Raw genomic sequence first — 12762 nt, 5'->3', positions numbered from 1 at the left:
ACGCGTTCCACGGCTATGCGCTGGACCACCCGGCCTGGGTCCAGGTGATGACCGTGTGGACCCACGCGCTGGGGCCGGGACCGTTGCGGGTGGCCGCCGGACTGGTGGTGGTCACCGACGACGGGAAAAGCTCCCGTGCCTGGTGGGCGGCGTTGTCCGGCGTCGATGAGTAGCGGGTGAAGGCGATCTGGCCCGTTACCGATGAAACCTCGGTGAAAGCCTTGCGGTGCCTTCGGTTCTTACGGGGATCGTCGGGAATCCGCCACGGCGTGTAACGGTTCGGTCAACCCCGCTTTCCGGGTCTACCGTCACCGCTTCCCGGTGGGATAACGTCCCGGCCCAGACCGGCGACGACGGTCTGGTTCGTCCGCCCCCGCAAGTGCCAATCAGCAGCGGGTGGTTCGGACCATGGACGGAGGAGGGTTCGGGCCTTGAGGCAGAAGCTCGCACGCGTGATCGGCGGGGTCGCCATGCTGGCGCTCGTCGCCGGTGGTACCGCTTGTTCCAGCGGCAGCGACGAGGAGGCGTCCGGGGGCAGCGCCTGCGGGAGCAAGATCGCTTTCTTCGGTGCGCTGACCGGTAGCTCGGCCGCGCTGGGCATCAACGAGAAGAACGGCGCCAAGCTGGCGGTCGACAAGTACAACAAGGAGAACCCGGACTGCAAGGTGGAGCTCGCCGAGCTCGACTCGCAGGGCAGCCCGGACCAGGCGCCGGGTCTGGCCCAGAAGGCGATCGACGACACCAAGATCCTGGGTGTCGTGGGTCCGGCCTACTCGGGTGAGTCCGAGGCCGCCGGTCCGCTGTTCAACGAGGCCGGGCTGGTCACCATCACCCCCTCCGCCACCCGGCCCAGCCTCGCCCAGCAGGGCTGGAAGACCTTCTTCCGCGCGGTCGGCAACGACCTCAGCCAGGGCCCGGCCGCCGGTAACTACATGAAGAACGTGATGAAGGCCGACCGGGTCTACGTCATCGACGACCAGTCGGCGTACGGTGCCGGCCTGGCCGACGAGGTCAAGAAGGTGCTCGGCCCGGCGGTCGTGGGCAGCGACAAGGTCCAGGGCGAGGGCAAGCAGACCGAGTTCTCCGGTGTGGTCACCAAGGTCAAGGCCGCGAACGTCAAGGCGGTCTTCTACGGCGGCTACTACCAGGAGGCCGGCCTGATCCGCAAGCAGCTCACCGCTGCCGGCGTCACCGCCCCGCTGGTCGCCGGTGACGGCGTGAACGACGGCGCGTACATCACCTCCGCCGGTGCGGCCGCCGCCGAGGGCACCATCCTCACCTGCCCCTGCCAGCCGTCCACCGAGGCCCGGGGCTCCTTCGCCGCGGACTTCAAGGCGCTCAACGGCACCGACCCGGGCACCTACAGCGACACCGCCTACGACGCGGCGAACATCCTGCTGGCGGGCATCAAGGCCGGCAAGTCCACCCGCGCCGACCTGCTGGAGTTCGTCAAGGGCTACAGCGGCGAGGGCGTGGCCGCCAGCTACAAGTTCGTCGAGGGTGGCGAGCTGGACCCGGCGCAGGTCAAGGTCTGGGCGTTCAAGGTGCAGGGCGGCAAGGTCGTCCCGGACCAGGAGATCCCCAAGTCCTGATCGTCGATCGCTGCGACTGGCGATTGAGTTGTGAATCGCGGGTGCGGCCGGGAGCTGGCTCCCGGCCGCACCCCCTTTTTCTCTTCAGCGACGGAGCGTCCCTCCTTTGAACTTCGACGGACTGTTCTCCAACTTCGGGGAACTCACCACGACCGGCCTGACACAGGGTGCGATCTACGCCCTGGTCGCGCTCGGCTACACGCTTGTCTACGGCGTGCTCAGGCTCATCAACTTCGCCCACTCCGAGGTCTTCATCGCCGGCGCGTTCGCCGCGATCTGGACCTGGAACGGATTCGGCCTCGACCAGAACTCCCAGGTCAGCGGCGTCGGCTCGATCCTGTTCTACCTGCTGGTGGCGATGATCGTGGCGGCCATCGCGTCGGCCGGCACCGCCACGGTGATCGAACGCGTGGCGTACCGGCCGCTGCGCAAGCGCAACGCGCCGCCGCTGGCGTTCCTGATCACCGCGATCGGTGCGTCGATCGCCATCTCCGAGGCGTTCGGCGTCTACACCCGACGCCTGCCCGAGGGCGCGCCGATCCTGGTCAGCTCCAAGCCGCTGTTCCACATCGCGGGCGTGCCGATCGACGCGGTGCAGTTGCTCACCGTCGGCGCCGCGCTGGTGATGATGTTCGCGCTGGACCAGTTCATCAATCGCAGCCGCACCGGCCGCGGCATCCGGGCGGTGGCCCAGGACGCCAACACGGCGGCCCTGATGGGTGTCAACAAGGACCGGATCATCCTGATGGTCTTCATCGCCGGTGGCACCATGGCCGGCGTCGCGGGCCTGCTCTACGACGTGCGGATCCAGACGCTTACCTACAGCGTCGGCTTCCTGCTGGGCCTGAAGGCGTTCACCGCGGCGGTGCTCGGTGGCATCGGCAACCTGCGGGGCGCGCTCGTCGGTGGGTTGCTGCTGGGCGTCGTGGAGAACTACGCCTCCGGCCTGTTCGGCAGTCAGTGGAAGGACTTCGCCGCGTTCGCGGTGCTGGTCGTGCTGCTGATGTTCCGGCCGACCGGTCTGCTGGGCGAATCGCTGGGGAGGGCACGCGCATGACGACCACCATTGACCCGCCGGAGCGGCGGGAGACGGCGGTGGACAAGCTGCGGAACGGCCGGGAGGCGATCTCGGAGCGGTGGCACCACGCGCCGCGCTGGGTGCGCTGGGTGCTGCTGGTCGCGGTCATCGCGTTCTTCTACGCGCTGCCGAACAAGGAGTTCTACCAGTACCTCGGGCCGATCCCGACGCCCGGTGCGAACTTCACCCAGGTCATGTTCACGGTCTCGATCTACGTGCTGCTGGCGGTCGGCCTCAACATCGTGGTCGGTTTCGCCGGCCTGCTCGACCTCGGCTACTTCGGGTTCTTCGCCGTCGGCGCGTACACGGTCGCGGTGCTGACCTCGCCGAGCAGCGACATCAAGACGCTGTGGCCGTGGCTGCTGGTGGTGCCGATCGCGATCGCCCTGACCATGGTCTCCGGCGTCATGCTGGGCACGCCGACGCTGCGCCTGCGCGGCGACTACCTCGCGCTGGTGACGCTCGGCTTCGCCGAGATGATCCGGATCGCCGCGGTCAGCTCCGAGTTCCTCAAGGGACAGCGCGGCTTCAACCAGATCCCGCACCCGCCCGGTCAGTACGCCGACGGCAGGCCGGTCTTCGGCGTGCTCGACGCCCGCCCGTACTACTGGCTGGTGCTCACGCTGATCATCCTGGTGGTGATCGGGGTGCGGAACCTGACCCACAGCCGGGTCGGGCGGGCCTGGATCTCGATCCGCGAGGACGAGGACGCCGCCCAGCTCATGGGCGTGCCGACGTTCAAGTTCAAGCTGTGGGCGTTCGCCTCCGGCGCGGCCATCGCCGGCCTGGCCGGCGCGCTGTTCGCCGGCAAGCAGAACTTCGTCAACTCGCAGAACTTCGAGCTCCTCAACTCGATCATCATCCTGGCCGCGGTCATCTTCGGCGGCTCGGGCAACATCGTCGGCGCGATCGTCGGCGGCGGCCTGGTGGCGTACATGATCGAGCGGTTCCGCGGCATCGAGCTGTTCGGCGTGGAGCTGTACGAGTACCGGTTCCTCTTCTTCGGCCTGGTGCTCGTGGTGATGATGATCTTCCGGCCGCAGGGCCTGATCCCGAACCGGCGACGGGCGGCGGAGTTCAAGGACCGCCGCAAGGAGGTGATCGTCGGTGAGTGACACCGAGCAGACCCCGGCTGTTCCGGCCCAGGCGCCCGCACCCGCGGTCGAGACGGTCGACCAGCGGGAGCCGTTGTTGGAGGTCGACCACGTCACGCTGCGCTTCGGCGGCGTGGTGGCCCTCAACGACGTGGACTTCACCCTCTACAAGGGTGAGATCCTCGGGCTGATCGGGCCCAACGGCGCGGGCAAGACCACCTGCTTCAACGCGATGACCGGCATCTACCAGCCCACCGAGGGGCAGATCCGATTCCGGGGCGAGAAGATCAGCGGCAAGAAGCGCCACCAGATCACCCGGATGGGCATGGCCCGCACGTTCCAGAACATCCGGCTCTTCCCGGAGATGACCGCGCTGGAGAACGTCCAGGTCGGCGCGGACGCGCACCACAAGACCAGCGTCATCTCCGCGTTGCTGCGCCTGCCGCGGCACTGGAAGGAGGAGCGCGAGGGTCGGGAGAAGGCCGAGCGCCTGCTGGAGTTCGTCGGCATCCGCTCCCGGATGCACGAGTTCGCCCGCAACCTCTCCTACGGCGAGCAGCGGCGGCTGGAGATCGCCCGCGCGCTGGCCACCGACCCGGTGCTGCTCTGCCTGGACGAGCCGGCCGCCGGCTTCAACCCGGCGGAGAAGGAGGAGCTGCTCCAGCTCATCCGGCAGATCCGCGACACCGGCGTGACCGTGCTGCTGATCGAGCACGACATGCGTCTGGTGATGGGCGTGACCGACCGGATCGTGGTGCTGGAGTTCGGAAAGAAGATCGCCGAGGGTCTGCCCGCCGAGGTGCGGGACAACCCGAAGGTGATCGCGGCGTACCTGGGGGTGCCGGACGATGCTGCTTGAGATCGAGGACGTGAGCCTGCTCTACGGGCGGATCCAGGCGCTGCACGGCATCAGCCTGACCGTGGACGAGGGCGAGATCGTGGCGCTGATCGGCGCCAACGGCGCCGGCAAGTCCACCACCATGCGGGCGATCTCCGGCATCCGGCCGGTCGCGTCCGGCAGCATCAGGTTCGCCGGTGAGGACATCACCAAGCTCCGGGCCGACCTCCGGGTCCGGCGCGGGCTGTGCCAGGCCCCCGAGGGCCGGGGGATCTTCCCCGGCATGACGGTCCTGGAGAACCTCGACATGGGCGCGTACACCCGGCGCGACAAGGCCGGCATCGCCCAGGACCTGGCCCGGGTGCTGGAACTGTTCCCCCGGCTGGCCGAGCGGCGCAAGCAGCCCGGCGGCACCCTCTCCGGCGGCGAGCAGCAGATGCTCGCGGTCGGCCGGGCGCTGATGAGCCGGCCGAAGCTGCTGCTGCTCGACGAGCCGTCGATGGGTCTCGCGCCGATGCTGATCCAGCAGATCTTCACGATCATCACGGAGATCAACCAGCAGGGCACCACCATCCTGCTGGTGGAACAGAACGCCCAGCAGGCCCTGGCCCGCGCGCACCGGGCGTACGTGCTGGAGACCGGTCGGATCGTCAAGAGCGGCACCGGCGCGGACCTGCTGCACGACCCCTCGGTCAAAGAGGCCTACCTCGGCGTGGCCTGACCGACGCCCCCTCGCAAAAGGAGTACAACCATGTTCCACCCCAGCCCCGGTCGGCGGGCGGCGCTCGGCGTCGCCGGCGCGGCCGTCCTCCTGCTCTCCCTCGCCGCCTGTGGTGAGGAGGAGGGCACCGAGCAGCCCGGCGGCGGCCCCAGCGTCTCGTCGTCGGTGGACGCCGCGCTGGCCGCGAAGGTCCCGGACGCGATCAAGTCCGACGGCAAGATCGTGGTCGGCACCGACTCCACCTACGCCCCGGCGGAGTTCCTGGACTCCGACGGCAAGACGGTGATCGGCTTCGACGTGGAGCTGTTCACCGCCGTGGCGGCCAAGCTCGGCCTCAAGGCGGAGTTCGTCTCGGCGCCGTTCGGCGACATCATCACCGGCGTCAACTCGGGCAAGTACGAGGTCGGCGTCTCGTCGTTCACCATCAACGACGAGCGCAAGGGCCAGGCCAACATGGTCAGCTACTTCCAGGTCGGCACCCAGTGGGTCACCAAGAAGGGCAACCCGGCCGGCGTCGCGCTGGACAACGCCTGCGGCAAGAAGATCGCGGTGCAGAAGGACACGGTCCAGGTCGAGGACATCCAGAAGCGCTCGAAGACCTGCACCGACGCCGGCAAGCCGGCCATCACCATCGACCAGTTCCCGGGCCAGGACGCCGCGACCGCCGCGGTCGTGTCCGGCAAGGACGACGCGATGCTGGCCGACTACCCGGTCGGGGTGTACGCGGTGACCCAGTCCAAGGACGCGCTGGAGCTGCTGGACAAGCAGTACGAGGCGGCCCCGTACGGCTACGTGGTGGCCAAGGACCAGGCGCAGTTCGCCGAGGCGGTGCGCGACGCCACCAAGGCGCTGGTCACCGACGGCTCCTACAAGCAGGTGCTGGACAAGTGGAAGGTGGGGGACGGCGCGATCACGGATCCCGCGATCAACCCGTGACGACATGACCACCGAGGAAGCGACAACCGCACGGGCACGGCCGGAACCGATCAAGGCCGTGCCCGTGCGGCACCCGGGACGATGGGTCGCGGTGGCGGTGCTCGCCGTACTGACCGCGATGTTCGTCCACCTGTTGGTGACCAACGAGGCCTTCAACTGGTCCTTCATGGTCGACAAGATGTTCCGCCCGCCGATCATCGAGGGACTGCTGCGCGGCACCGTGCTGATGACGGTCAGCGCGATGCTGATCGGCGTCACGCTCGGCGTGGTGATCGCGGTGATGCGGCTGTCCGACAACCCGATCCTGCGCGGCGTGGCCTGGCTCTACACCTGGTTCTTCCGGGCGGTGCCCCGGCTGGTGCTGCTGGCCGTGTTCGGCAACATCGGCATCCTGTGGAGCCGGGTCGAGTTCGGCGTCCCGTTCGACACCCAGCTCGGGCAGCTGTTCGGCATCGACAACCTGCAACTGCGGCTGTTCGGGTTCTCCTCCCGGGACATCCTCACCGGCTTCATGGCCGGCCTGCTCGGGCTGGCGCTCTCCGAGGCCGCGTACATGGCGGAGATCGTCCGGGCCGGCATCCAGTCGGTGGACCCGGGTCAGACCGAGGCCGCCCAGGCGCTCGGGCTGAGCCGGGGCCAGCTGCTGCGCCGGGTGGTGCTGCCGCAGGCGATGCGGGTGATCATCCCGCCGACCGGCAACGAGACCATCGCCATGCTCAAGGACACGTCGCTGCTGCTCTACGTGCCGGTGAGCGTCGAGCTGTTCTTCCAGCTCGACGCCGTCGGCAAGCGGACGTTCCAGATCTTCCCGATGTACGTGGCCGCGTGCCTCTGGTACCTCTTCCTGACCAGCATCCTGCTGGTCGGTCAGTATTTCCTGGAGCGCCATTTCGGCAAGGGTTACGGGACCGCGCAGCGGGCCCGGGCGCGGCTGCGCACGCTCGCCGCGGAGACCGGTGGTGGCGGAGCAGGAGGGGCGGGAACACCGTGACCGAGTTGAGCGTTCCCCAGCAGGCCGCCGCGCCGACGTCCGAGTCCGGGCTGATGGTCCGGGCCGAGCAGGTACACAAGTCGTTCGGTCCGCTGGAGGTGCTCAAGGGCATCGACCTGGAGGTCCGCTCCGGCGAGGTGTGCTGCCTTCTCGGTCCCTCCGGCTCCGGCAAGTCGACGTTCCTGCGCTGCATCAACCACCTGGAGAAGATCGACGCCGGCCGGATCTGGGTGGACGGCGACCTGATCGGCTACCGGGAGCGCGGCGGGAAGCTGCACGAGATGCGGGACAAGGAGGTGGCCGCGCAGCGCCAGGCGATCGGCATGGTGTTCCAGCGGTTCAACCTGTTCCCGCACATGACCGTGCTGCAGAACGTCATGGAGGCGCCGGTGCTGCTGCGCCAGGCCAAGAAGGCGCAGGCCCGGGAGCACGCCGCGGAGCTGCTGGACCGGGTGGGGCTGGGCGACAAGCTCGGCGCGTACCCCGGTCAGCTCTCCGGCGGCCAGCAGCAGCGGGTGGCGATCGCCCGGGCGCTGGCCATGCGGCCGAAGCTGATGCTGTTCGACGAGCCGACAAGCGCGCTCGACCCGGAGTTGGTGGGCGAGGTGCTGGACACGATGAAGGACCTCGCCCGCGACGGCATGACGATGATCGTGGTCACCCACGAGATCGGCTTCGCCCGTGAGGTGGGCGACCACCTCGTGTTCATGGACGGCGGCGTCGTGGTCGAGCAGGGTGACCCGCGCGAGGTGATCTCGGCGCCGCAGCACGAGCGGACCAAGGCGTTCCTGGCCAAGGTTCTCTGACCTCGGCCTCCGGTGCGGCACGCGCCGCACCGGAGGCCGGAGTTGTCGGGCGTACGGACTAGAGTCGCAGCCGTGACAGCTACGACGCCGCGCCTGCTCCTCGTCGACGGACACTCCCTGGCATACCGGGCGTTCTTCGCCCTGCCCGTGGAAAACTTCTCCACCACGACGGGGCAGCCGACCAACGCGGTCTACGGCTTCACCTCCATGCTGATCAACGTGCTCCGCGACGAGCAGCCGACGCACATCGTGGTCGCCTTCGACGTCTCCCGCCGCTCCTTCCGCACCGACCGCTACGCGGAGTACAAGGCCGGCCGCAGCGAGACCCCGACCGACTTCAAGGGCCAGGTCAGCCTGGTCAAGGAGGTGCTCGCCGCGCTGCGCGTGCCGGTGGTCGAGAAGGAGGGCTACGAGGCCGACGACGTGATCGCCACGCTCGCCTGCCAGGCCCGCGACCAGGGCATGGACGTGCTGATCACCACCGGCGACCGGGACGCGTTCCAGCTCGTCGGCGAGCGGGTGACGGTGCTCTACCCGCGCAAGGGCGTCTCCGACCTGGCCCGGATGGACCCGGCCGCGGTCGAGGCGAAGTACGGCGTCACCCCGGACCGCTACCGCGACCTGGCCGCGCTGGTCGGCGAGACCAGCGACAACCTGCCCGGCGTGCCGGGCGTCGGCCCGAAGACCGCGGCCAAGTGGATCAATCTGTACGGCGGCGTCGAGGGCGTGGTGGCCCGGGCCGACGAGATCAAGGGCAAGGCCGGCGACAGCCTGCGCGAGCGCCTGTCCGACGTGATCCGCAACTACGAGATCAACTGCCTGGTCTCCGACCTGGAGCTGCCGGTGCGGCCGGAGGACGCCCGCTGGCAGGGGTGGGACCGGGAGGCGGTGCACCAGGTCTTCGACACGCTCCAGTTCCGCATCCTGCGCGACCGGCTCTACCAGTACCTGGAGGCCGTCGAGCCGGAGGCGGAGGCCGGCTTCGAGCTGGCCGGCGAGGTGCTCACCGAACCGGGCGCGGTGGCCGGCTGGCTGGACACCCACGCCGGGGCCGGCGCGCCCGTCGGCCTGGCGGTCACCCTCGACACCGGTCCCAACCGCCGGCACACCGCCACCGTGACCGGGATGGCGCTGGCCACCGCCGACGGCGCCGCGGCCTGGTTCGACCCGGGTCAGCTGGCCGCCGACGACGAGACCGCCCTGGCCGGCTGGCTCGCCGACGCGGCGCGCCCCAAGGTGCTGCACGACAGCAAGCCGGCGGTGCTGGCGTTCGCCGCGCACGGCTGGGACCTGCAGGGCATCGCCCGCGACACCCAGATCGCCGCCTACCTGGCCCGCCCCGACCAGCGGTCCTACGACCTCACCGACCTGGCGCTGCGCTACCTGCACCGCGAGCTGCGCGTCGACGCCCCGGAGACCGGCCAGCTCACGCTCGACGGGTTCGGCGACGACGGCGCGGCCGAGCAGAACCTGATGCTCCAGGCCCGGGCCACCCTCGACCTGGCCGACGCGATCGACGCCGAGCTGTCCCGCGACGGCGAGCAGTCCGCCCGGCTGATGGCCGGCGTGGAGCTGCCGTTGATGCGGGTCCTGGCCACCATGGAGCGCACCGGCATCGCCGCCGACACCGACTACCTCTCCGAGCTGGAGGCGCACTTCGCCGCCGAGGTGAAGGCCGCCGCCCAGGCCGCGTACGAGGTGGTCGGCCGGGAGTTCAACCTCGGCTCGCCGAAGCAGTTGCAGGAGATCCTCTTCACCGAGCTGGGCCTGCCCAAGACCAAGCGGATCAAGACCGGCTACACCACCGACGCCGACGCGTTGCAGTGGCTCTACGCGCAGACCGAGCACCCGCTGCTGCACCACCTGCTGCGGCACCGCGACGTCGCCAAGCTCAAGTCGACTGTCGACGGGCTGCTCAAGTCGGTCTCCGACGACGGCCGGATCCACACCACGTTCAACCAGACCGTGGCGGCGACCGGGCGGCTGTCCTCGACCGAGCCGAACCTGCAGAACATCCCGATCCGCACCGAGGAGGGCCGGCGGATCCGCCGGGCGTTCGTGGTCGGCGAGGGCTACGAGTCCCTGCTGACCGCCGACTACAGCCAGATCGAGATGCGGATCATGGCGCACCTGTCCTCGGACGACGCGCTGATCGAGGCGTTCAACTCCGGGCACGACTTCCACGCCGCGACCGCCTCGTCGGTCTTCACCGTCGAGGTCGGTGCGGTCACCGCCGACCAGCGCCGCAAGATCAAGGCGATGAACTACGGCCTGGCGTACGGGCTCAGCGCGTTCGGCCTGTCCCAGCAGCTCGGCATCACCGCCGAGGAGGCGCGCGGGCTGATGGAGAACTACTTCGCCGGGTTCGGCGGGGTCCGTGACTACCTCCAGGAGGTGGTGGCCCGGGCCCGGCAGGACGGCTACACCTCCACCATCCTGGGCCGCCGCCGCTACCTGCCCGACCTGGTCAGCGACAACCGGCAGCGCCGGGAGATGGCCGAGCGGATGGCGCTCAACGCGCCGATCCAGGGGTCGGCCGCCGACATCATCAAGGTCGCCATGCTGCGCGTCGACACGGCGCTGCGCGAGGCCGGGCTGCGGTCCCGGATGCTGCTGCAGGTGCACGACGAGCTGGTCTTCGAGGTCGCGCCGGGGGAGCGCGAGGCGCTGGAGGCGCTGGTGCGCCGGGAGATGGGCCAGGCACACCCGCTCTCGGTCCCGATGGAGGTGTCGGTCGGTGACGGCCGCGACTGGAACAGCGCCGACCACTGACCCGCCGCGGGGTCGGCGGCGGGCGGGATCAGGCGGATCAGGGCGAGGCCGGCCACGGCCGTCGACCGCGGTGTCTGTCGTCACCGCCGGCACGGCACCAACGCGCCGCGAGCGACCGGGTCGGCTCAGCCCTTGAGCGGGTCGTGGCCCCAGTTCATCAGCGACCAGCGCCAGCGGGTGTCCCGGACGTCGCCGGAGGGCCGCTGGGCGAGGTGCCGGTGGACGTACCCGATCACCTTGCGCATGTGCTTGTAGTCGGCAGCGGTCAGGTCGGCGCGCTTGCGGCGCAGCAGGTCGACGATCCTGCGGCCGGAGTCGTGCCCGACGGACTCGCCGCCCTTGGTGCCCTTCTTGTGCCAGCCGACGTGCTTGGACTCGTCGCTCTCCAGCCAGCGGGTCAGCTCGGCGGGCTTCATGTTCACCGCGTCGGTGAACTCCCGGTAGGTCTGCTGCGGATCCTCAGCGCGACTCATGGCGCAGCACCTCCGGGCGGTGGGCGACGTCGCGGCCCGAGTCGTCGTTGACGATCCGGTACTGCGGCTGCTCCGGCGAGGCGTCCACCGGGTGCCCGCGGACGTGGGTGCGTTCGGTCAACTTCTCCTTGACGACCCCGTACGCCCGGCCGCTGTGGCTGGCCCAGGAGACGTGGTCGCCGGTGCGGAACTCCATCTCGGCCATGCCGCCCGGTTACCCGCCGGCACCAGCGGCTAACGGCACGGTCAGGGCCGGATCTCCGCGATCGGCAGCTTGATCGCGAACGGCTCGGACAGCTCGACCACCTCGCTGCCGTCGTCCACCAGCTCGTACTGCCGCTCGCCGCCCGGGCCGATCCGGTCACCCAGGCGGTACGCGTAGAGGTGCACCGGGTCCTGCTCGATCCGCCAGTAGAACGGGATGCCGGCGGCGGCGTACTCGCCCGGCTTGGCGAACCGGTCGACCCGCCGGGCCGGGGGAGACGATCTCCACGGCGAGGACGACGTCAGCCGGCTTCAGCAGGCAGCAGTCGGACGGCAGCCCGGCGTGGTGCAGCAGCACGTCCGGCCGGCGGCTGCTGTCGACGCCCAGCCCGACGCCCACTGCCTGGGTTGGGCGTAGATGTGCTGGGGGGCCCACGTGGTCAGGAGGCCGCTGATGTGCTGGTGGGCGACGGAGGGGAACGGCATTACGTGCACGACGCCGTCGACCAGCTCCACGCGGGGCGCGTCGGGGCAGTGCCCACAGGTCTTCTACCCGATAGTCGGCGAGCTGTTGCCGGACGGGGTCCGGGTGCCAGGGACAACCTGCGGTGTCGCGATCCGTCGGCGCTCACCCGGACCGCCTGCCGTGCCACCACCGGCCCGGTCGCACCGCGCGTCCGTCCGGCCTCAGCCGGCCGGTTTCTCCGCGACGAAGATCGCGGTACCGGGGAAGAGCCGGCCGCGCAGCGGGCTCCACTGGCCCCAGATCCCCTCGTGCCCGGCCGGCCACTCCGGTTCCACCAGGTCCCGCAGGCGGAAGCCGGCGCCGACCAGCTCCCGGATGCGGTCGCCGAGCGTGCGGTGCTGCTCCACGTACGTGGCCACGCCGCGCTCGTCCTGCTCCACGTACGGGGACCTGTCGAAGTACGAGTGCACGGCGGTCAGCCCGCCCTCGCCCGGGTCGTCGAGGAAGATCCAGCGCATCGGGTGGGTGACCGAGAAGACCCACCGACCGCCGGGCCGCAGCACCCGGGCCACCTCGCGCATCGCCGCCGCGGAGTCGTCCACGAAGGGGATCGCGCCGAAGGCGGTGCAGACGGTGTCGAAGGCGGCGTCGGCGAACGGCAGCGCGAGCGCGTCGGCCTGCACCAGCGGCACGCGTACCCCGGTCCGGTCGGCGGCCTCGGCGGCGTGCCGCAACATGCCGGCGGACAGGTCCAGCGCGACCGGTCGGGCGCCCTGCGTGGCCAGCCAGCG

The 12762-nt window shown here is 70.0% G+C and carries 12 protein-coding genes and 1 pseudogene; 9 read left to right on the top strand and 4 right to left on the bottom strand.

Translation table 11 applies throughout. The features are described from left to right. The first annotated feature begins 431 nt into the window (after positions 1-431). From HUW36_RS14350 to polA, 9 genes are all read left to right on the top strand, one after another. Entirely contained in the window at positions 432-1592 is a 1161-nt protein-coding gene (locus HUW36_RS14350) for a branched-chain amino acid ABC transporter substrate-binding protein (RefSeq protein WP_174528619.1), read from the top strand. A gap of 106 nt (positions 1593-1698) precedes the next feature. Continuing rightward, positions 1699-2649, top strand: coding sequence for a branched-chain amino acid ABC transporter permease (locus HUW36_RS14345; RefSeq protein WP_174528618.1), 951 nt, complete (start codon positions 1699-1701; stop codon positions 2647-2649). Beyond that, the gene (locus HUW36_RS14340) at positions 2646-3785 is read left to right on the top strand and encodes a branched-chain amino acid ABC transporter permease (RefSeq protein WP_174528617.1); all 1140 of its coding nucleotides are present in this window, start codon (positions 2646-2648) and stop codon (positions 3783-3785) included. The genes HUW36_RS14345 and HUW36_RS14340 overlap by 4 nt, the downstream gene beginning before the upstream one ends. Beyond that, positions 3778-4623, top strand: coding sequence for an ABC transporter ATP-binding protein (locus tag HUW36_RS14335; protein ID WP_396764796.1), 846 nt, complete (start codon positions 3778-3780; stop codon positions 4621-4623). The genes HUW36_RS14340 and HUW36_RS14335 overlap by 8 nt, the downstream gene beginning before the upstream one ends. After that, positions 4613-5323, top strand: a complete 711-nt coding sequence (locus HUW36_RS14330) for an ABC transporter ATP-binding protein (RefSeq protein ID WP_174528616.1) — start codon at positions 4613-4615, stop codon at positions 5321-5323. Before HUW36_RS14335 ends, HUW36_RS14330 begins: the two co-directional genes overlap by 11 nt. A gap of 30 nt (positions 5324-5353) precedes the next feature. Continuing rightward, entirely contained in the window at positions 5354-6259 is a 906-nt protein-coding gene (locus HUW36_RS14325) for an ABC transporter substrate-binding protein (protein WP_174528615.1), read from the top strand. A gap of 4 nt (positions 6260-6263) precedes the next feature. Continuing rightward, positions 6264-7250, top strand: a complete 987-nt coding sequence (locus HUW36_RS14320) for an amino acid ABC transporter permease (protein WP_174528614.1) — start codon at positions 6264-6266, stop codon at positions 7248-7250. A 53-nt stretch (positions 7251-7303) separates the two neighbouring features. Beyond that, positions 7304-8056, top strand: a complete 753-nt coding sequence (locus HUW36_RS14315) for an amino acid ABC transporter ATP-binding protein (RefSeq protein ID WP_174528620.1) — start codon at positions 7304-7306, stop codon at positions 8054-8056. Positions 8057-8128: 72 nt separating this feature from the next. Further along, entirely contained in the window at positions 8129-10828 is a 2700-nt protein-coding gene (polA, locus tag HUW36_RS14310; protein WP_174528613.1) for a DNA polymerase I, read from the top strand. 128 nt (positions 10829-10956) lie between these two features. On the opposite strand, the pseudogene HUW36_RS14305 reads toward polA, so the two are convergent. The 4 genes and pseudogenes from HUW36_RS14305 to HUW36_RS14290 form a co-directional block, all read right to left on the bottom strand. After that, positions 10957-11301 (bottom strand): annotated as a pseudogene (locus tag HUW36_RS14305) (DUF3140 domain-containing protein); the annotation flags it as partial. After that, entirely contained in the window at positions 11288-11506 is a 219-nt protein-coding gene (locus HUW36_RS14300) for a hypervirulence associated TUDOR domain-containing protein (protein WP_174528612.1), read from the bottom strand. The gene HUW36_RS14300 and the pseudogene HUW36_RS14305, both read right to left, overlap by 14 nt. Positions 11507-11547: 41 nt before the next feature. Next, a complete protein-coding gene (locus HUW36_RS34485; RefSeq protein ID WP_343044325.1) occupies positions 11548-11691 on the bottom strand; it encodes a hypothetical protein in 144 nt (47 codons plus the stop codon). 501 nt (positions 11692-12192) lie between these two features. Continuing rightward, positions 12193-12762 (bottom strand): class I SAM-dependent methyltransferase (locus HUW36_RS14290; RefSeq protein ID WP_174528611.1); only part of this gene is annotated, 570 nt, incomplete at its 5' end.

It is taken from the genome of Micromonospora maritima, assembly GCF_902825405.1.
Lineage (GTDB): Bacteria > Actinomycetota > Actinomycetes > Mycobacteriales > Micromonosporaceae > Micromonospora > Micromonospora maritima.
Note: the sequence above shows the minus strand (reverse complement) of the source record. Positions and strands in the feature narration are given on the sequence as shown.